The organism is Bdellovibrio sp. BCCA (assembly GCF_037996825.1).
Lineage (GTDB): Bacteria > Bdellovibrionota > Bdellovibrionia > Bdellovibrionales > Bdellovibrionaceae > Bdellovibrio.
In genome coordinates this window covers 3,530,964-3,546,733 of sequence record NZ_JBBNAC010000001.1, presented here as the reverse complement: position 1 = coordinate 3,546,733, position 15,770 = coordinate 3,530,964, and the positions used below count along the sequence as shown (strand labels likewise).

Here is a 15,770-nt window from a genome sequence, read left to right as displayed (position 1 = left end):
GGCTTGTTTCCTTTGAAGGACTGTACTAAGTATTTAGTCTATGAGTTTAAAGATTTCGCGTATTTTGCATGCGGGTTACGTTTTTGAGTGCGGTGGAACTCAAATCGCCTTTGATCCGGTTTTTGAAAATCCGTTTAGCCGGAACTGCCACGCTTTTCCTAATGTGAAGTTCCATCATGATGAGATCAGAAATCTTAATTTTGATGCGGTTTTTATTTCTCACTACCATGATGACCATTGTTCCCTAGAAAGTCTTAATTACCTGGATCGCAAGACGCCGATCTATATGTTCTGTGTTTTTGAAGAAATGTTTTCTTTGATTCGTGAGTTAGGTTTTCAAAACGTGCATTCACTGAAATTAAACGAAACTCTCAAAATCGGACCTATCGAAATCACTCCGCGAAGAGCTTTGGATGAAGATGTGGACTCGATCTTTCATATTAAGGCTGAGGGAATCAATATTTTAAACGTCGTTGATTCATGGATCGATTACGAAACTTTGGACCTTCTGGTTAAAGGCAATTCTTGGGACTTAGTTTTGTGGCCGTTTCAAACTATGCGCGAGCTCGAAGTGCTTTCTCCGTCGCGTTTCCCAGAGGTGTCTTTAACACTTCCGCCGGAATGGTTAGAGCAAATCAAAAAGCTTAATCCTAAATATATCGTTCCAAGCTCTTGTCAGTTCACGATGGAGCCTTGGTCTTGGTATAACGGCGCTTTTTTCCCAATCACTTATAAAGATTTTCAAAAGGAAATTAAAACGATTTTGCCGAAGACGGAGGTAATTCGTCTTAATCCTTCAATGTCAGTAACTTTCGAAGAAAATTTATTGAAGAACTCTTCTTCTTTATCTTGGATAGAGCCCGTTGGTGAACAAAATGGAGACTACGAATACAATCAAGATCTGAAGCCACCATCGACAGCCGAAGTAGCGCAACATTTTGAGCCACTTACAAAAGATCAGAAGGATTTTGTCATAGAATATTGTAAGAACGGCCTAATCAAAAAATTCCAATCTATGGAGTCGTCGGCAGATCCTTATTTCGAAAAATCTAGAAATTGGTGTCTTTCTTTGTACGATAGCGACGGAGCTGCGACGTCATTTTATTACCATCTTCAGGGGAATAAAATCACACTTTTATCTGCATCGACAGAATTTATCTCTTGGAAAACAGAAGTGCCTCTAGCGAAATTATACGCGGCCCTTGAGTTGGGCGAGTCTTTGACTTCTATGTATATGAGAATCAATAACTGTGTTTTTGATTCAGAAACAGAAAATGAAATTAAAGACGCCGATATTGTTGAAGATCCTCTTATTAGAAGTCTTTTTAACGGCGTCTTTGGTTCGTATCAAAAAGCCCAGCTTAAAAAAATCAAAAACCAATCACGATAAACTATGTGAGATGCGGCGAAGATCGCGGTCTCTCGGCAAAACCTCAAGATTGTTGTCAACTTGCTGGACACCTAACAGATCCTCAACAACTTCTTCAGCCAAGGCACGAACTCGTCTTGTTTCGACCGTTCCATCGAGATAAACGATACCGTGATCGACATCGACAATGATCTCGCTGGCATCGATATCCGGATGTCTAGAAAGGACTTCGCACACGTCTTCGTAAATGCGTTCATCCGTGCGACGATAATTTTTCGGACCTCTTCCGTAAAATGACTTTTGATTACGCTCCTCGCGGGGTTCGCGACTCCATTCGCGCGCAAGGTCGCGGTTGTTTTCACCTGGCACGTAACGCACATTTGGATTCATAGCTCGATCCCATTCATAGGACTCTGCTGTTGAATAGCTGTAACCCGATGAAGGCGTATGAATGGCGTCGGATCTTAATCCATAGTCGATAGATTCTGAAGTGATGTGGCGATAGCGAGGATTGGTGTGTCTCACGATAGACTCCTTTGCTAATGATGCGCGCGCATTTCTCGAGTGTGAGCAGCTTTTTTTGCAGCTCTTTTGAGTTCCTGAGGTCCCTTGGTTTTTACGGCTTTCATCGCAGCTTTGTGGCGTTTTTCAGGACCCCGTTTTTTAGCGGCTTGTTTTGAAAACTTCGACATGGATTCAGGCGAAACTGTCGATGTTGGTTCGCGTTTTAACGCCTTTAACGAAGCACGTGCTCGTTTTGCGGAAGTCTCGGAACTCGCTTTGCGTTTTGTCTTTCTTGTAGTCTTCGCTTTTTTATTTGGATTCGGGGGAAGTTTGACTCCGGCTTTACGGGCTTCTGAAAGACCGATAGCGATAGCTTGTTTCGGAGAGCGCACGCCATGTTCGCCTTTGCGCACTTTATCGATTTCGGCTTTGACGAATTCTCCGGCTTGAGTGGAGGGAGATTTTCCTTCGCGGGCTTTTTTGCGTGCCCGCTCAACGACTGCTTTTTCTGGCATAACAACCTCTATTAATGGTGAGACCGTTCGTTTTGATGTTGAGTTTCTGAAATTTGAACCAAATCAAAAAGAGCACCCAGAAGAACTTCAATTAAGTTTCTTGCAGTCACAACACCAATGACTTGGTTGCCTTGTCCCATCAAAGGCAGACGGGTGACACCGGAGTTTTTCATAAGACCCGCAAGTTTAAAAATATCGTCGTCGATATTTCCAGTGACAACCGAAGGCGACATAATATCACCGACACGGATCGACGACACGTCGTCATTCGAAGCAAGGCAAAGAGCAATGTCGCGATCCGTGACGATTCCTTGAATCGAGGATGGTCCTTTGTTTCCCATAACCAAAACATCTCCGACTTGTTGATCTTTCATAAGCTTTGCCGCTTCAGTAAGATTGGCGTCGGGACCGATAGAGACAATGCGGCTTTTTTCCCAGCGCAGTTTCAAGTTGGCTTTGCGAGTTCCGGTTTCTTGATGAGTCATTTTTGCTTCCATAAAATTCCTTGTGGTTAGAGTAATTTTCTCTTCACAAAAAGTGTCGGCCAATTTCGCTGGCTAAGAGAGAAAAAAGCACTCTTCGTGATAAAGTACAGCAAAGAGATTTCCATTTTGCTGAATGTTCAGAAAAAATAATGTGTCCAATATTGGACCTGTTTATTTGCACATATAGGCAAGGCTTTTTCCAAGTGCTACGATGAAAAAGAATTCTAAGGAGGCTTTATGCAAATCGATCCTTGTCTTTGGTTTGATAACCAAGCAGAAGAAGCGGCGAAACTCTACACGTCTCTTTTCAAAAACTCGAAGTTAGGAAGTGTAGCTTATTACGGGAAAGCGGGAGCTGAAGTCTCTGGGCAAAAAGAAGGTTCCGTGATGACTGTTGAATTTGAAATCGAAGGGCAAAATTACGTAGCTCTCAACGGTGGACCTATTTTTAAATTTACTCCCGGCGTTTCACTGTTCGTATCATGTGAAACGGAAGAGGAAATAAACCATCTTTGGAAGGAGCTGAGTAAGGACGGCAAAATTTTGTTTGAGCTTAAGGAATATCCTTGGGCAAAAAAATACGCTTGGTGTACGGATCGTTTCGGTCTTCCTTGGCAGTTGATTCTTTCCGAAAGCAAACAAAAGATCGCTCCTGCTATTCTATTTACAGGAAAAATGTTTGGAAAAGGCGAGGAAGCCATTGAATTTTATACTTCAGTTTTCAAGAACTCCATGGTGCAAACAATGCATAAGGATCCTCAAACTAAGACAGTGATGCACGCAAGGTTTTCTCTCGGTGGACAAGAGTTTGTTTTGATGGAAGGTCAAAAAGAGCAAACAAACGAGATTACGCATGCTCTTTCGTTGATGGTGAATTGTAAAACTCAAGAAGAGGTCGACGAGTATTGGCAGAAACTTTCCGCAGGCGGATCGACGGAGCCTTGTGGATGGCTCAAGGATAAATATGGCGTTTCATGGCAAGTTGTGCCTGAAGTTCTCGCAGAGATGATGAGCGACCGCGATCCTGTTAAAACGGAGAATGTGATGAAGGCTATGCTCACCATGAAAAAGCTTGATATCGCCAAGCTGAAAGACGCATATAGATGACTTTGTCTTACCAGGCTCTTGTTGTTACAAGGGCCTGATAATTCTAAAGATTAAGTTCCGCAGGTCTTTCATTTCGAAGAACATCATCGAACTTATCCAGAGATTCATTCCATCCTTGCACACACTGATCAAAAAAGTTGGCAGGAAAATCCTTATGAACGATAGTAAGTTTCGTTTGGTTGCCTTTATCTTCAAAGGTCACCGTCAATTCCAGTTCATCCTTCATGCTAGGCATTCCGTATTCAGCAGGAGAAACAATGTGCCCTTTTTCATCAGCGAATGAATCTGTTGCAACAATTTTTTCCAGATAGCGCACATCTTTGTAGGTGCCCGTACTCCAGAATAATTTTCCTTCAGCATCTTTCATGGCGTAAAGGTAAGTGCCGCCGATGCGCAGATCATTCTTAATAGAAGGAGCTGTGAAAGCTTTCGGTCCCCACCAGAGTTTGATGCGTTCAGGATCAGTCCACGTTCGCCAGACTTGTTCCCTCGGAGCATCGAACACACGAGTCAAAGTGATTGTTTTATTAAGCATGTTTTGCCTCCATGAGTGCCTTTATTCTACAACACAAAAGAGACGCTCAAGTTTGCAAAGTCACAAAATGTGAAAAAATAAAGTCGGGCTTTCTTTACGTCGAGTCGGTTGCCAAGGCTCACCATTTTACTGAGGTCTTTAACAAGAATTTCGAATGCTCTAGCTTCGCAAAAGACCTCTGTTAAGTTTGAGTCAAAGAATCCAAGCGCAAGGATTCAGGAGGATGATATGCGTTTTAATTTGATTGTCTTATTAGCAACGTTATTGGCGGGAGCATCTGTTTCTACCAGCGCCATCGCTCGTGACGACAGAGAAGATCCTTATGTAATATCTGATTATCAACCACAACACGAAGATCCTCGTGCACCAGGTTGGTCTGATTGGTCAAGCATTGGCGGTGTAGGCACTTCAGACCCGGCGTCATGTTCACGCTCAGGATTTCGCACGATTGTTTTTGTGCGTGGAACTGACAACGCTCTGTGGTTCCGGCACTGGGATGGCATGAAGTGGTCGGCATGGACTTCGTTAGGCGGAGTTCTTACTTCTTCTCCTGCATGCACATGTCAGGGAAATCGCATCGACGTTTTCGTGCGGGGAACAGACAATGCTTTATGGCAACGCACTTTCCGCGGAGCTTGGCTTCCATGGCAATCCTTAGGCGGAGTTCTGACTTCTGGTCCCGCAGCCTCTTCATGGGGTGGCAATCGACTTGATGTTTTTGTGCGCGGTACAGACAACGCTCTTTGGCACAAATGGTTTAGCGGTAACTCATGGTCTGCGTGGGAGTCTCTTGGAGGCGTACTGACTTCTGATCCTGGTGCTGCGTCTTGGGGTACTGGCCGAATAGATGTTTTTGTTCGTGGTACCGACAATGCCCTCTGGCATAAATGGTTTAGCGGTGGAGGATGGTCCGGCTGGGAGTCATTAGGTGGTGTGCTGACATCATCACCCGATGTCGCTTCGTGGGGAAACGGACGGCTTGACGTTTTTGTTCGCGGCACAGACAACGCCCTCTGGCACAAATGGTTCAGCGGTAGCTGGTCAGGTTGGGAATCGTTAGGCGGCGGACTTTCTTCAGGGCCTGGAGCAAATTCTTCGGCGAAAGATCATGTCATGGTTTTTGTAAAAGGAACTGATAACGCTATTTGGTTCCGTTCATATAGATAAAAATAAATTATCCCTTGTGGCTGGGATTTTTTCTGGTCACAAGGAAATTATCTATAGCATACTGTCCTCGGAATAAACGAAGGACGTGCTATGATTAAGGAACTCTCTGAAGAACAAGTTCACTCGATGACTCTTGAAGAAAAAGACGAGTGGTGGCTGAAGAATGTTTATAAGGGCGATATGCCTCAGCTCACACTCCGTTCTGCTTTGACGGGAATGATTCTTGGTGGCGTTTTAAGTCTGACGAATCTTTATATTGGAATCAAAACCGGATGGACATTGGGAGTAGGGATCTCTTCGGTGATTTTGTCTTTCGCGTTTTTTAAATTAATGGCGAAAATGAAACTCGGCTCGCACATGACGATTCTTGAAAACAATGCCATGCAAAGTATTGCAACAAGTGCCGGATATATGACAGCACCGATGATGGCCTCAATTCCTGCTTACATGATGGTGACAGGACAAGTGATTCCAATGTGGCAAACATTTTGGTGGATCGTTGTGTTGGCCTTGCTGGGAGTTCTCTTCGCATTCCCTTTAAAAAAACGTTTTATCAACGATGAACAAATGCCGTTTCCGGAAGGTTACGCTGCCGGTGTTGTGCTTGAAAGTCTGCATTCCGATGAAGGTAAAGAAGGTGTCTTTAAAGCGAAGCTAATGATGGCGGGTGCGGGTCTTTCTGCATTAATTGAAATTTTAAGAGCTGACGCCGTTTTGGATTCTTTAAAATTAAAGTTCTTAGCACTTCCACATTATTGGGACGATTTCATTTATAAATTCGCGACTCCTAAGATCATAGGAAGTCCTTTGAAAGATCTCACCATTCAGTTTGATACGTCCATCGTCATGATGGGAACGGGTGGTTTGATGAGCATGAAGACGGCGATGTCGATCTTGCTTGGTGGATTCATTAATTATTTCATTTGTGCGCCAATTCTTATTGATGCCGGAATTATTCCTGAAGCGAAGTTTAAAGCGATCACAATGTGGGCGCTATGGGGAGGTGCCGCAGTGATGACGACATCTTCTTTGTACGGTTTCTTTTCAAAACCACAAATCATTGTACAAAGTTTTGCAAAGATGTTTTCAAAAAAAGAAAAGAAGTCAGATGCTTTGGATAAAATTGAACTTCCAATGTGGATTTTTGCTGTAGGTATTCCTGTTCTTGGTGCTATCACAGTTTACTTGGGTCACGTGTGGTTCGGTATTCACTATTGGCTAGGACTTCTTGCGATTCCTTTGGTGTTCATCTTCACGCTCATTGCTGTCACATCGACGGGATTAACAGCGATCACTCCGGGCGGAGCTCTTGGCAAGCTCACACAAATCACTTATGGTGTGGTTGCTCCTGGAAATGTGACGACGAACTTAATGACGGCAGGAATCACATCCGAAGTTTCTTTGAATGCGAGTAATCTGCTCATGGATATTAAGCCTGCTTACATGTTGGGTGGAAAACCTCGTCATCAAGCGGTCGGTCATGTCTTAGGAATTTTTGCAGGTGGCTTAGTGGCTGTTCCCGTTTTCTATTCGCTCTTCCATGGCGACGTTTCCATGTTCACATCTGAAAGTCTGCCGCTTCCAAGTGCGTCTATTTGGAAAGGTGTTTCGGAAGTTTTAACAAAAGGAATTAGCAATCTTCATCCGACAGCGCAAGTGGCGGCTTTTGTCGGGGCTATTCTTGGAATTGTGATTGAAGTTCTAAATAAAAAAACGAAAGGCCGTTTTCCTCTTTCTGGAGTCGGTCTAGGCTTGGGATTTGTTCTTCGCTTTGCCGATGCATGGTCTATGGCTTTGGGAACTTTGCTATTCTGGCTTGCGCGCAAACGTTTTAAAGACCCTGCAAGCTTTGGTTATCGCGCGTTCGTTGATAACCAGGAAACTCTTGCGGCCGGTGTGATTGCGGGCGGATCAATTATAGGGATTATTTTAATTCTCTTGGAAAATGCAGTTGGTTAAACTAAAAAGGGAGCTCAAGCTCCCTTTTTTTGACTGAGGTCCGCGATGGAACAAACCGATTTTTCAAAGAAAGTTATTAGTTTCATTAAAAAGATTCCCAAAGGGAAAGTGGCGACTTACGGTCAAATCGCAAAACTTGCCGGAAAGCCGCAAGGTTCGCGGGGAGTCGCGTGGATTTTACACTCTTGCTCTGAAAGTCATGACCTTCCTTGGCAGCGCGTTTTAAATTCCAAGGGAAAGATTTCGTTTCCGCCATCGACTTCGTCTTACGTGAAACAAAAGCGTCTTCTTGTTAAAGAAGGCATTGAGTTTGGTGAGCAAGATCAGATCGATCTAAAGAAATTTCAGTGGAGAAAAAAGGTTGAAGCAAAGAAAACCAACACCCGCTCACCAAAGATGTTTTCATGAAAAAAGTTATTTCAAAAGAACAGGCAAAGGGATTATGGATTCAAGCGCAAGGATTGCATGAGCGCGTTCCTTTTGGAAAAGGCGCAAAAGCCACACAAGCTGCCGTTGAGCACTTGGGTTACGTGCAGATTGATACCATCAATGTGATTGAACGCTGTCATCATCATATTCTTTTCACGCGGATTCCCGACTATAAACGCCAGCATCTGCATCAAGCACAATCTCAAGATAAAACGGTGTTTGAGTATTGGACTCATGCTCTTTCCTATGTCCCTACGAAAGACTTTCGTTTTTATATGGACGAGATGAAACGCACACGACTTTCCCCAAGCAAGTGGTTTCAAACCGTAAAAAAAGAGGAAATGCAGAAAGTCCTAAAGCTTATCAAGAATGAAGGTCCTCTTTCTATCCGCGATATTGAAGATGACGTCCTTGTGGAGAAAAGTCATCCGTGGGCCAGCCGTAAACCATCGAAGAAAGCGTTGCAGTTGGGATTCTACACTGGACAACTCGTGATCTGCGAACGTCAAGGGATGTTGAAGAAGTATGAATTGCTGGATCGACATTTTGACTGGGAAAAGAAACCCGAGGCGGCAACCGAAAAAGAGATTTTAGAATATCTTCTTGAGCGCGCATTACGTTCTCAAGCTTTAGCCAGTGTTGATTCTATTTGTTACTTGGATGCTAAGAAAAAACCGGGAATTAAGAAGCTTATCGAGGGGAAAGCACGAAAGAAAGACCTTGTTCCTGTTCACGTTGCGGGTGTTGAAAAAACAGAATTTTGGATTAAGCCTGAAATACTTGAAAAGAAAATAGAGCTTGATAAGGACCTTGTGCATATCCTTTCTCCGTTTGATCCTTTGGTAATTCAAAGAAAACGTCTTCAGGCTTTGTTTGATTATGAACATCGTTTTGAAGCCTATCTGCCGAAAGAAAAGCGCGTTTACGGATATTTTGCTTTGCCCGTGCTAGTCGGCGATCAGGTTGTCGCTGCGATAGATTTAAAAGCGGACCGAGATAAGAACGAGTTGCTGATTCAAAAATGGAATTGGCTTCCGAAGATGAAATCAGCATCGAATAAAAAACTTATCGAAGAAGAGCTTCATCGTTTTGAAAAATTTCAACTTGGGAAATAGAAAACGGCGACCTTTGTGATCAGCAAAAGTCGCCGCTTTGCTCTCGCTCACAACGCACTCATTGAACTGTAATCCAAACGTTCTGGATTCCGTTACTACGAACTAAGCGATTAAATCGATATGCATTATCTGGATGCATGCGAATACAGCCATGCGAAGCGGGACGACCTAAGTTAGGCCAGTTGCCCCGCGGAGTTCCGTGAAGCGCAAATCCTCCCGCAATAAAAACGGCGTACGGCATATTGCCTAAGCCATTGTAATCTCCCTCTGGATATTTCGTAGATGTGTATCTGTCGTAAATACGTCCGTTAGGGTGTCTATCAAAATTAGGAGTCGTATATCCCGCTTTTCCTGTTGAAACAGGCCATGAGTCCGCAAGTCTTCCATGAACGTACAAATATAATCTTTGTGATGACTTCACAACCTGAGCCCACACAGCACATTCACTGCGGTAACAGCTTGCAAACCCGATAATATCATTAATAAACGATTCATCAGGTAAATGCGAAGGTTGACCTGTTTCCTCTTCATAAATTTCGTCGTAGTGGCGGAGCACTTCTTCGATATTGGGATCGAAGGGGTTGAGGTCCTCAATCATGTTTGGAATCTTGTCATTTTGCATGACTTTCATTGGTTCCGCGTGGACAGGTTGGGCTGTTAAAAAAAACAGAGTGATAGCGAGAGATGTTATTTGATGTATCAATTTCATGTCACACCTCCATTGTTAAATCTCCTTTCTGTTTCCATTCTACTGCTTGCGGTCAAAATTTTAGATTTTTCTGCGCAATTCACGACGGCTGACACAAGAATTTTATTTTTTAATGAAGAAGCTGAAACGGTCGGACACGGAGGTCGGGCGGATTTTGACAAAACAAAAGACGGGGCAAGGAGCCCCGTCTTCGAGAAATAGCACTTTACAGAAAAATTATTTTTTTAACGGCAATTTTCCTAAGTAGTCTTTTTTGCCGATATCCACACCGTTGTGTCTCAAGATCGAGTACGCTGTTGTGATGTGGAAATAGAAATTAGGAATAGCGTGGTGAAGAACGTATTCTTCTCCTGTGAGATATTGCCCTTCCCAACGTGGTTGCGTGATGTGCTTCGCCTCAGCACCTTTGTAATCAGCGGCAGAGAATTTTTCTAGAATCGAAATCGTGCTTTCAATACGGGCTTTGAAATCGCCGAAAGTTTTTTCGTTGTCTGCGTGAGACGGAACTTCTTTTCCAGTCAAACGATGTGCACACAGTTTCGCTGTATCACATGCGATTTGAATTTGGCGAGTTAAAGGAAACTGATCTGGAGCCAAGCGAGAGTGCAGCAAAACTTCCATATCAATTTTTTTGGAATCCGCAAACTGAGCACCTTTATCAAGAATCTCTAAAAGGTTGCGAAGCATTTTTACAAAAGGGGGATTAGTTGTTTCATAAAGCATAGAAAGCCTCCAGAGATACAACTATGAAAAGGTGCTACCAAATTGTCCAGCGCCAATTATTTTTGACGGACCTCAGTAACCTTAAAATCCCTGTGAGCTTTTTTCTGAAATATTGGAAAGCTTTAATTCTTCGCGCAGTTCTTTTGTAAGATCATCGGCAAGGTGCTGGCGTCCATGAAATGCCGCGGGCGTATTTTGAAAAAGAGCAATGCGCCAATGTTCGTGGTCCTTAACGGCTACGACTGTTTGAATGGCGTTGACCGCAGGCAGAATATCATTCTTGCCTCGGGGAACCATTCCTGCGACGGCCCGTAGCATTGCGACGGTGGGGCTTAAGAAGCGAACTTCGCGGACTTTGCTGATGTAAGTTGCTGTCGGGTGACTCAAAAAAATAGGGGCTAAGTGCTCGCCAATTTCATTTTGTCCGTTGGCGAGGCTTCCATCGAAGCCCACCATATTTCCATCATTCGTAAAAAGCTCCGCCATGCCTCGGGCACTTTGTTGGTTCCACGCCTGTAAAAGGTTGTGATAAAGAACACGAACCATATTTTCATCAGGATTAGCAGGAATAGAACTCATAACGATACCTCCGGAAGTCTTAATCCGACTACAGGAAGTATCGCAGTGGCAACTTATTAATTATTTGTTCTGTCTAAAATGTATTTTAATAAATTTTCGCGAGTGATGCCGCGTTCTGTGATTTGTGAGTCGGTGTTGACCGCAGCTGTTGTCTTCAGCCAGTTCTTAATCGTTGAGACCGAAGATTTTGAGGTTGGCGTAAAACCTTTTACTAGATCCAAACAAAGTCCGCGGGCTGCGCCTTCGTGAGGAGAGTAATCGCGTGAAACAAAAATGCCATTGCGGTACCACTGATTCTCACGGTGAATATTTGGATAGACGCGGTTTTTAAGCTCCGCCCAAATATCGCAGTACTCTTGATTGCTCATCTGCGAAGTCATTCGATATGAATTAACGTTCATGGATTCAAGAATCCAATCGGTGAGTTCCGGAGCCAGATTTTTTCGAAGCTCATTTGTTAAAGCTTTAAACTTTAAAACACTGATACGCAATTTTGGATCAAACAGCGCTTGCGAAGTTAAATCAGCAAAGCGGGAGGCATTTTGTTTCTGCCAACGTTGAGCCGCTTCATAATCTACGCAAGAGCCAAAGAAGCTCACCGGAATATTGCCTAAGACCGTCTGATAAAAACTTTGGCGACAAGCATTTTGAATGGCTTCTTTATCGGCGTTAGTGAAAGCACCGCCGTCTTGATTGACCTGTTTTTGATATTGCACGTTTAACGGCGTTTTGTGGCAGCTGGCTTCCGAAGTGAATTCAAGTCCGTCAAAAACGTACAGCCTGATTAGGTTGTACTTATCCATAGACTTACTTTTTAAAAGATCCGGATTCAAGCGGTAGGACGTCACACTTTCTGCAAAATCCTCGAAGGGATTTGTTTCGCCGTACTTCGATACAAAGGGATGACCTTGCATCGCCTTCTGTTTTTCTTTGGCAAATTCTCCGGGTTTAGTTTCTTTCCAGTTTCCAAGAGCTAACCAGGAAGCGGAACGATCATAGTCCGAAAATTGATTGTCCGATTGATTGTGCGCAATCTCGTGGAAAAGTGTGTACTGGCGCATAAGAGAATTTTGTTCGGACCAGCTGTCAAAGAGTTCAATCGAGGCATTGGCTATGACCGTGCCTGCGTTGTCTTTGTAAGAAGCCCGCGTAAATCCGCGTTTAAATCGGATGAGTTGTTTGTTAAAGCCAAAAGGCATTTGATCCGGATTCACAAGTTCAAAAGCACGGATTACGTCAATGATTTCAAGACCATTGAAAGCGTCAGCATTGATAAAAGAATAGGGTGAAGTGTTGACATCAAACTTATCCATTAGGAAAAGCATTTGCGGTCCGACGTCTCTTCCAAAAATCTTTTGAGCGGTACACAAAGCTTTCGTGCAAGAAGGATTGACGTTGAATTTTTCCTGAAAACTTTTTGGAGTTCCTTCAACCTCTGTCGATTCACGTGCTGGTGAAAGAAGTTTTGAAAGAGCTAATACCAAGCGGGGCTTTTCATCCACCAAACGGATTCCTGAAATCTCAGAAATTCCTCCCTCAAAACCCGGTCCATTCGGCATTTCACGATAATATTTTTCTATCTCTGCCGTTGTCGCTGGAAGTTTTATGCGGCATTTGGCTTGTTGAACGTGTTGAGCCTTCGCCGCCCACCAATCGAGTTCATCTGCGGCAGGAGTTCGGCCTTTGGTTTCAAACGGAACGGGATGATCTTCACTTGCTTGCGGCTGGACTTTCGTCGAGAGATGCGTGCACGAAGTGAGAATAAAAATCAAAGCGGCAGGAAAAGAGATCAGGTATTTCATACCCACACTCTTCGGAGATTATTGATAAATCCCAAGACTCAGAATGAGAAACTAGAGACTAAAAGCTCTCGAAAGTTCCCTTTTCTTTATTTTTTCTGACGTTGGGAACGTTGAAAACTTGATTGTGGAAAGAGATGTAAAAACCAGGTTTCATCAGCTTTGCCGTGAGAAGAGCTTCCGTTACATTTTGGGCGGCATCACTGTCTTCAAAACCCATTGGAATCATCGCGCCGGTGAAAACCACAGGAACTTTAGGTGTGCCTATTTCTTTATAGCAGTGCTCTGCCGTGATGCTCATCGTGTCTGTGCCGTGCAAAACGACAATTGGAGAACCTCTTTGCATTTGATCTTTTACAGTGGCGGCAATCAACGCGCGATCAGAATCAGTCATGTAAAGAGAATCTTTGCTGAGCAGTGGGTACACCATGATGTTTGTATACGGAAGACGCATCTTTGACAGAAGAAGATTTTTGATGCTGGTGCCACGATTTTCCAACGAACCGTCGAATTCGTTGTACGTTTTTTCGATAGTTCCACCTGTCGTGATAATAATAACATCTTGAATTGAAGTGCCCATGGTTCGAAATCCTATGTCAACTTCTAGGAACTAGCAAGAATTACCCTGCTGGAAAGTAATTTGCGAGTTTCAGCAAGGTCTTCTAAAAGAGAAACCTATTTATGGAGGTTTTCATGGCACAAAAAGTAGAACCAGTCCCGAACCCGCAAGCTCCTTTGACTCCGTACATCTGTATTCGTGGAGCTGCCAAAGCCATCGAGTTTTATAAAAAAGCTTTCGGTGCAGAGGAACTCTTTCGCATGGAGGATCCTTCTGGAAAAATCGGACACGCTGAAATTCGTGTGGCGGGAGGCAATCTGATGATTGCTGATGAATTTCCAGAAATGGATTTTCGCAGTCCCGAATCTTTGGGCGGAAATCCGATGACGCTGCATCTTTATGTGAAGGATGTGGATGCATTTACGGATAGAGCCGTGAAAGCGGGAATGACTGTGGACCGTCCTGTCGCGGATCAGTTTTATGGAGACCGTGGAGGAAAGCTAAAAGATCCATTTGGATATATTTGGTGGATCTCAACGCATAAAGAAGATGTCTCGCCCGAGGAATTAAAAAAACGTGCACAAAAAGCGTATCAGGAAAGACAGTAAACTTACCAGATATTGAGCACTTCATACTCGCGGAATTGATCGCCGTTTTCGACGACGGCAATTCCGCCGACCTTCAAGTCCTGCAACGCTTCACCTAAAGGGCTGCTGGGAGTGATAACTTGGATGGTACGGCCTTCATAAGAAATACTAAGACCGCCACCTTTTGCCATGATAAAAAAGAAACTGTGTTTGCCGTTGGATTCAACTTCGACCAAAGCTGTTGAGTTGATTTTATCATTAGGTCCGAAGTCTTTGATGTCGACGTGTTTGAAAATCACCAAGAGTTCTTCAATTTCAGCAATGCGCTTGGCTTGAGCGCCTGCAAGGTAAGAAGCTTCCAAACCGCGAGTGTCATATTCGTTTTCGGGTTTGCTTTCTTCATGAGTGGCTGCTTCGTAAGTCGCCTTAGCGGCTTGTTTTAAAACGTCCAAGTCGTTAGTAAGCTGCGTACGAATATTTTCGATGAGTTTCTTTTTATTCAAGCCAGACCTCGTTTGCCTTCTAGTATCGTCTTTTGACGAAAAAGAGGCAACAGTCTAAAACGAAGAACCCGGCGTTTTTAAAAATTCAATTTCTTCCGGAGTCGACGTGCGTCCCAAAACTCTATTGCGGTGAGGGTATCTTCCAAAACGATCGATAATATTCTTGTGAAGAATTTCGTATTTTAAACCGTTCTCAAGACCTTTTTGCGAAAAAAGCTCCACGGCTTTTTTGTGAACTTCTGGATCCTCGCTATGCATGTAAGGCATATAGATAAAAGATCTTTGTTCTAAAGAAATTTTTTGATCGTCACCTACGCGAACAGCTTCTTGCGCTAAATGCAATGCCAAAGGATCGGCGGCAAATGCTTTGGGAGTATCACGAAACATATTGCGAGCGAATTGATCTAAAACAATCACTTCAGAAAGACGCCCTTCTGGAGTTTGTCTCCATCCTGCTGAATTTCCCGCAACGACATAGTCATACGTTTTAGAAAAACGAGTGCGAATCTGCTGGTCAAAAAGATCATCTTTCATAAACCAGAAGCTAGGATCAATTTCTTCAAACCAAAAATCTAAAACGGGCTGCCAATCCATATACGTCTTTCTAAAAATAAGAGAGGGCCTGGTGGGGAACCAAGCCCTCGTGGGAGGAGAATGCGATTAGTGGGAAGGAGTATTGAGTTTTTCGGAAGAATCCCCAGTTTTAGATTGGATTTCAATAGTGCGTGCCTTCATCGCGGCAGCTTTAGGTAATTGAATACTTAAAACACCGTCTTCATGGTTGGCTTCGATTTTTTCAAAGTCCACCGTGTTCGGCACACTAAAGCTTCGTTTAAAAGAAGCAGTTTTATTATCTCGTTTTCTTTCGCCAGAGATGGTGAGAACGTTCTCATTCATCTCGATTTTAATATCTTCCTTTTTGACGCCAGGAAGATCCGCGCTAATTAGGTAATAATTTTCACCTTCTGTAATTTCATAGGCTGGAGAATAAGTACGCTCTGCTGGTGTGGCAGGCGCCTGCGCGAAATTTTCGAAAAATTTCTCCATCTCGTTGAAAAGATCCGTTGATGTTGTTCTTTGAGTTGACCAATAAGGTGTTAAAAGTCTCATAGAAAAACCTCCTTTA

19 protein-coding genes are annotated in these 15,770 nt (G+C 43.6%); 7 read left to right on the top strand and 12 right to left on the bottom strand.

What is annotated here, in order from left to right:
- Positions 1 to 40 precede the first annotated feature (40 nt).
- On the top strand, positions 41 to 1,390 hold the full coding sequence (locus AAAA78_RS17190) for an MBL fold metallo-hydrolase (protein WP_340593349.1): 1,350 nt from the start codon (positions 41 to 43) through the stop codon (positions 1,388 to 1,390).
- On the opposite strand, the gene AAAA78_RS17185 is transcribed toward AAAA78_RS17190, so the two are convergent.
- Genes AAAA78_RS17185 through AAAA78_RS17175 form a run of 3 tightly spaced genes read right to left on the bottom strand, consistent with a single transcriptional unit; the run spans position 1,382 to position 2,873 of the window.
- Positions 1,382 to 1,894 carry a BON domain-containing protein gene (locus tag AAAA78_RS17185; protein ID WP_340593348.1) on the bottom strand — a complete coding sequence of 171 codons (513 nt, stop codon included), beginning with the start codon at positions 1,892 to 1,894 and terminating at the stop codon, positions 1,382 to 1,384. The two genes, AAAA78_RS17190 and AAAA78_RS17185, sit on opposite strands and share 9 nt — an antisense overlap.
- A gap of 14 nt (positions 1,895 to 1,908) precedes the next feature.
- A complete protein-coding gene (locus AAAA78_RS17180) occupies positions 1,909 to 2,388 on the bottom strand; it encodes a DUF6496 domain-containing protein (protein ID WP_340593346.1) in 480 nt (159 codons plus the stop codon).
- An 11-nt stretch (positions 2,389 to 2,399) separates the two neighbouring features.
- A complete protein-coding gene (locus tag AAAA78_RS17175) occupies positions 2,400 to 2,873 on the bottom strand; it encodes a CBS domain-containing protein (RefSeq protein ID WP_340593345.1) in 474 nt (157 codons plus the stop codon).
- 237 nt (positions 2,874 to 3,110) lie between these two features.
- Between AAAA78_RS17175 and AAAA78_RS17170 the strand changes: the two genes are divergently transcribed.
- The gene (locus AAAA78_RS17170; protein WP_340593344.1) at positions 3,111 to 3,980 is read left to right on the top strand and encodes a VOC family protein; all 870 of its coding nucleotides are present in this window, start codon (positions 3,111 to 3,113) and stop codon (positions 3,978 to 3,980) included.
- Between the two features lie 43 nt (positions 3,981 to 4,023).
- Here the strand turns inward: AAAA78_RS17170 and AAAA78_RS17165 are convergent, their stop codons facing one another.
- Positions 4,024 to 4,515 (bottom strand): SRPBCC family protein, encoded by a 492-nt coding sequence (locus AAAA78_RS17165; RefSeq protein ID WP_340593342.1) that lies wholly within the window; start codon positions 4,513 to 4,515, stop codon positions 4,024 to 4,026.
- Between the two features lie 228 nt (positions 4,516 to 4,743).
- Between AAAA78_RS17165 and AAAA78_RS17160 the strand changes: the two genes are divergently transcribed.
- The 4 genes from AAAA78_RS17160 to AAAA78_RS17145 all read left to right on the top strand — a co-directional run bounded on the left by AAAA78_RS17160 (position 4,744) and on the right by AAAA78_RS17145 (position 9,185).
- Complete coding sequence (locus AAAA78_RS17160; protein WP_340593341.1) at positions 4,744 to 5,682, top strand: hypothetical protein; 939 nt, start codon at positions 4,744 to 4,746, stop codon at positions 5,680 to 5,682.
- Positions 5,683 to 5,772: 90 nt separating this feature from the next.
- Positions 5,773 to 7,641 (top strand): OPT family oligopeptide transporter, encoded by a 1,869-nt coding sequence (locus AAAA78_RS17155; RefSeq protein WP_340593340.1) that lies wholly within the window; start codon positions 5,773 to 5,775, stop codon positions 7,639 to 7,641.
- Positions 7,642 to 7,686: 45 nt separating this feature from the next.
- Positions 7,687 to 8,049: an MGMT family protein gene (locus AAAA78_RS17150; RefSeq protein ID WP_340593339.1), complete on the top strand. Its 363-nt coding sequence runs from the start codon at positions 7,687 to 7,689 to the stop codon at positions 8,047 to 8,049.
- A complete protein-coding gene (locus AAAA78_RS17145; RefSeq protein ID WP_340593338.1) occupies positions 8,046 to 9,185 on the top strand; it encodes a winged helix-turn-helix domain-containing protein in 1,140 nt (379 codons plus the stop codon). Before AAAA78_RS17150 ends, AAAA78_RS17145 begins: the two co-directional genes overlap by 4 nt.
- Before the next feature lie 58 nt (positions 9,186 to 9,243).
- Here the strand turns inward: AAAA78_RS17145 and AAAA78_RS17140 are convergent, their stop codons facing one another.
- The 5 genes from AAAA78_RS17140 to AAAA78_RS17120 all read right to left on the bottom strand — a co-directional run bounded on the left by AAAA78_RS17140 (position 9,244) and on the right by AAAA78_RS17120 (position 13,575).
- On the bottom strand, positions 9,244 to 9,894 hold the full coding sequence (locus AAAA78_RS17140; RefSeq protein WP_340593337.1) for a L,D-transpeptidase: 651 nt from the start codon (positions 9,892 to 9,894) through the stop codon (positions 9,244 to 9,246).
- 216 nt (positions 9,895 to 10,110) lie between these two features.
- Positions 10,111 to 10,617, bottom strand: coding sequence for a DUF1993 domain-containing protein (locus AAAA78_RS17135; RefSeq protein WP_340593336.1), 507 nt, complete (start codon positions 10,615 to 10,617; stop codon positions 10,111 to 10,113).
- A gap of 81 nt (positions 10,618 to 10,698) precedes the next feature.
- A complete protein-coding gene (locus AAAA78_RS17130) occupies positions 10,699 to 11,196 on the bottom strand; it encodes an SgcJ/EcaC family oxidoreductase (protein WP_340593335.1) in 498 nt (165 codons plus the stop codon).
- A 56-nt stretch (positions 11,197 to 11,252) separates the two neighbouring features.
- A complete protein-coding gene (locus AAAA78_RS17125; protein WP_340593334.1) occupies positions 11,253 to 12,998 on the bottom strand; it encodes a hypothetical protein in 1,746 nt (581 codons plus the stop codon).
- A gap of 58 nt (positions 12,999 to 13,056) precedes the next feature.
- Positions 13,057 to 13,575, bottom strand: coding sequence for an asparaginase domain-containing protein (locus AAAA78_RS17120; protein ID WP_340593333.1), 519 nt, complete (start codon positions 13,573 to 13,575; stop codon positions 13,057 to 13,059).
- Between the two features lie 113 nt (positions 13,576 to 13,688).
- On the opposite strand from AAAA78_RS17120, the gene AAAA78_RS17115 reads away from it, so the two are divergent.
- Positions 13,689 to 14,162, top strand: a complete 474-nt coding sequence (locus AAAA78_RS17115; protein WP_340593332.1) for a VOC family protein — start codon at positions 13,689 to 13,691, stop codon at positions 14,160 to 14,162.
- Between the two features lie 2 nt (positions 14,163 to 14,164).
- On the opposite strand, the gene AAAA78_RS17110 is transcribed toward AAAA78_RS17115, so the two are convergent.
- The 3 genes from AAAA78_RS17110 to AAAA78_RS17100 form a co-directional block, all read right to left on the bottom strand.
- Complete coding sequence (locus AAAA78_RS17110) at positions 14,165 to 14,644, bottom strand: GreA/GreB family elongation factor (RefSeq protein WP_340593331.1); 480 nt, start codon at positions 14,642 to 14,644, stop codon at positions 14,165 to 14,167.
- Positions 14,645 to 14,698: 54 nt separating this feature from the next.
- The gene (locus AAAA78_RS17105) at positions 14,699 to 15,238 is read right to left on the bottom strand and encodes a DUF924 family protein (RefSeq protein ID WP_340593330.1); all 540 of its coding nucleotides are present in this window, start codon (positions 15,236 to 15,238) and stop codon (positions 14,699 to 14,701) included.
- A 66-nt stretch (positions 15,239 to 15,304) separates the two neighbouring features.
- A complete protein-coding gene (locus AAAA78_RS17100; RefSeq protein ID WP_340593329.1) occupies positions 15,305 to 15,754 on the bottom strand; it encodes an Hsp20/alpha crystallin family protein in 450 nt (149 codons plus the stop codon).
- Between the last annotated feature and the right edge of the window lie 16 nt (positions 15,755 to 15,770).

Bases quoted from the DNA above. Each gene is read 5' to 3' on its own strand.
- AAAA78_RS17190 (WP_340593349.1), top strand. From the start codon at position 41: ATGAGTTTAAAGATTTCGCGTATTTTGCATGCGGGTTACGTTTTTGAG.
- AAAA78_RS17180 (WP_340593346.1), bottom strand. From the start codon at position 2,388: ATGCCAGAAAAAGCAGTCGTTGAGCGGGCACGCAAAAAAGCCCGCGAA.
- AAAA78_RS17175 (WP_340593345.1), bottom strand. From the start codon at position 2,873: ATGACTCATCAAGAAACCGGAACTCGCAAAGCCAACTTGAAACTGCGC.
- AAAA78_RS17170 (WP_340593344.1), top strand. From the start codon at position 3,111: ATGCAAATCGATCCTTGTCTTTGGTTTGATAACCAAGCAGAAGAAGCG.
- AAAA78_RS17165 (WP_340593342.1), bottom strand. From the start codon at position 4,515: ATGCTTAATAAAACAATCACTTTGACTCGTGTGTTCGATGCTCCGAGG.
- AAAA78_RS17160 (WP_340593341.1), top strand. From the start codon at position 4,744: ATGCGTTTTAATTTGATTGTCTTATTAGCAACGTTATTGGCGGGAGCA.
- AAAA78_RS17155 (WP_340593340.1), top strand. From the start codon at position 5,773: ATGATTAAGGAACTCTCTGAAGAACAAGTTCACTCGATGACTCTTGAA.
- AAAA78_RS17150 (WP_340593339.1), top strand. From the start codon at position 7,687: ATGGAACAAACCGATTTTTCAAAGAAAGTTATTAGTTTCATTAAAAAG.
- AAAA78_RS17145 (WP_340593338.1), top strand. From the start codon at position 8,046: ATGAAAAAAGTTATTTCAAAAGAACAGGCAAAGGGATTATGGATTCAA.
- AAAA78_RS17140 (WP_340593337.1), bottom strand. From the start codon at position 9,894: ATGAAATTGATACATCAAATAACATCTCTCGCTATCACTCTGTTTTTT.
- AAAA78_RS17135 (WP_340593336.1), bottom strand. From the start codon at position 10,617: ATGCTTTATGAAACAACTAATCCCCCTTTTGTAAAAATGCTTCGCAAC.
- AAAA78_RS17130 (WP_340593335.1), bottom strand. From the start codon at position 11,196: ATGAGTTCTATTCCTGCTAATCCTGATGAAAATATGGTTCGTGTTCTT.
- AAAA78_RS17125 (WP_340593334.1), bottom strand. From the start codon at position 12,998: ATGAAATACCTGATCTCTTTTCCTGCCGCTTTGATTTTTATTCTCACT.
- AAAA78_RS17120 (WP_340593333.1), bottom strand. From the start codon at position 13,575: ATGGGCACTTCAATTCAAGATGTTATTATTATCACGACAGGTGGAACT.
- AAAA78_RS17115 (WP_340593332.1), top strand. From the start codon at position 13,689: ATGGCACAAAAAGTAGAACCAGTCCCGAACCCGCAAGCTCCTTTGACT.
- AAAA78_RS17105 (WP_340593330.1), bottom strand. From the start codon at position 15,238: ATGGATTGGCAGCCCGTTTTAGATTTTTGGTTTGAAGAAATTGATCCT.
- AAAA78_RS17100 (WP_340593329.1), bottom strand. From the start codon at position 15,754: ATGAGACTTTTAACACCTTATTGGTCAACTCAAAGAACAACATCAACG.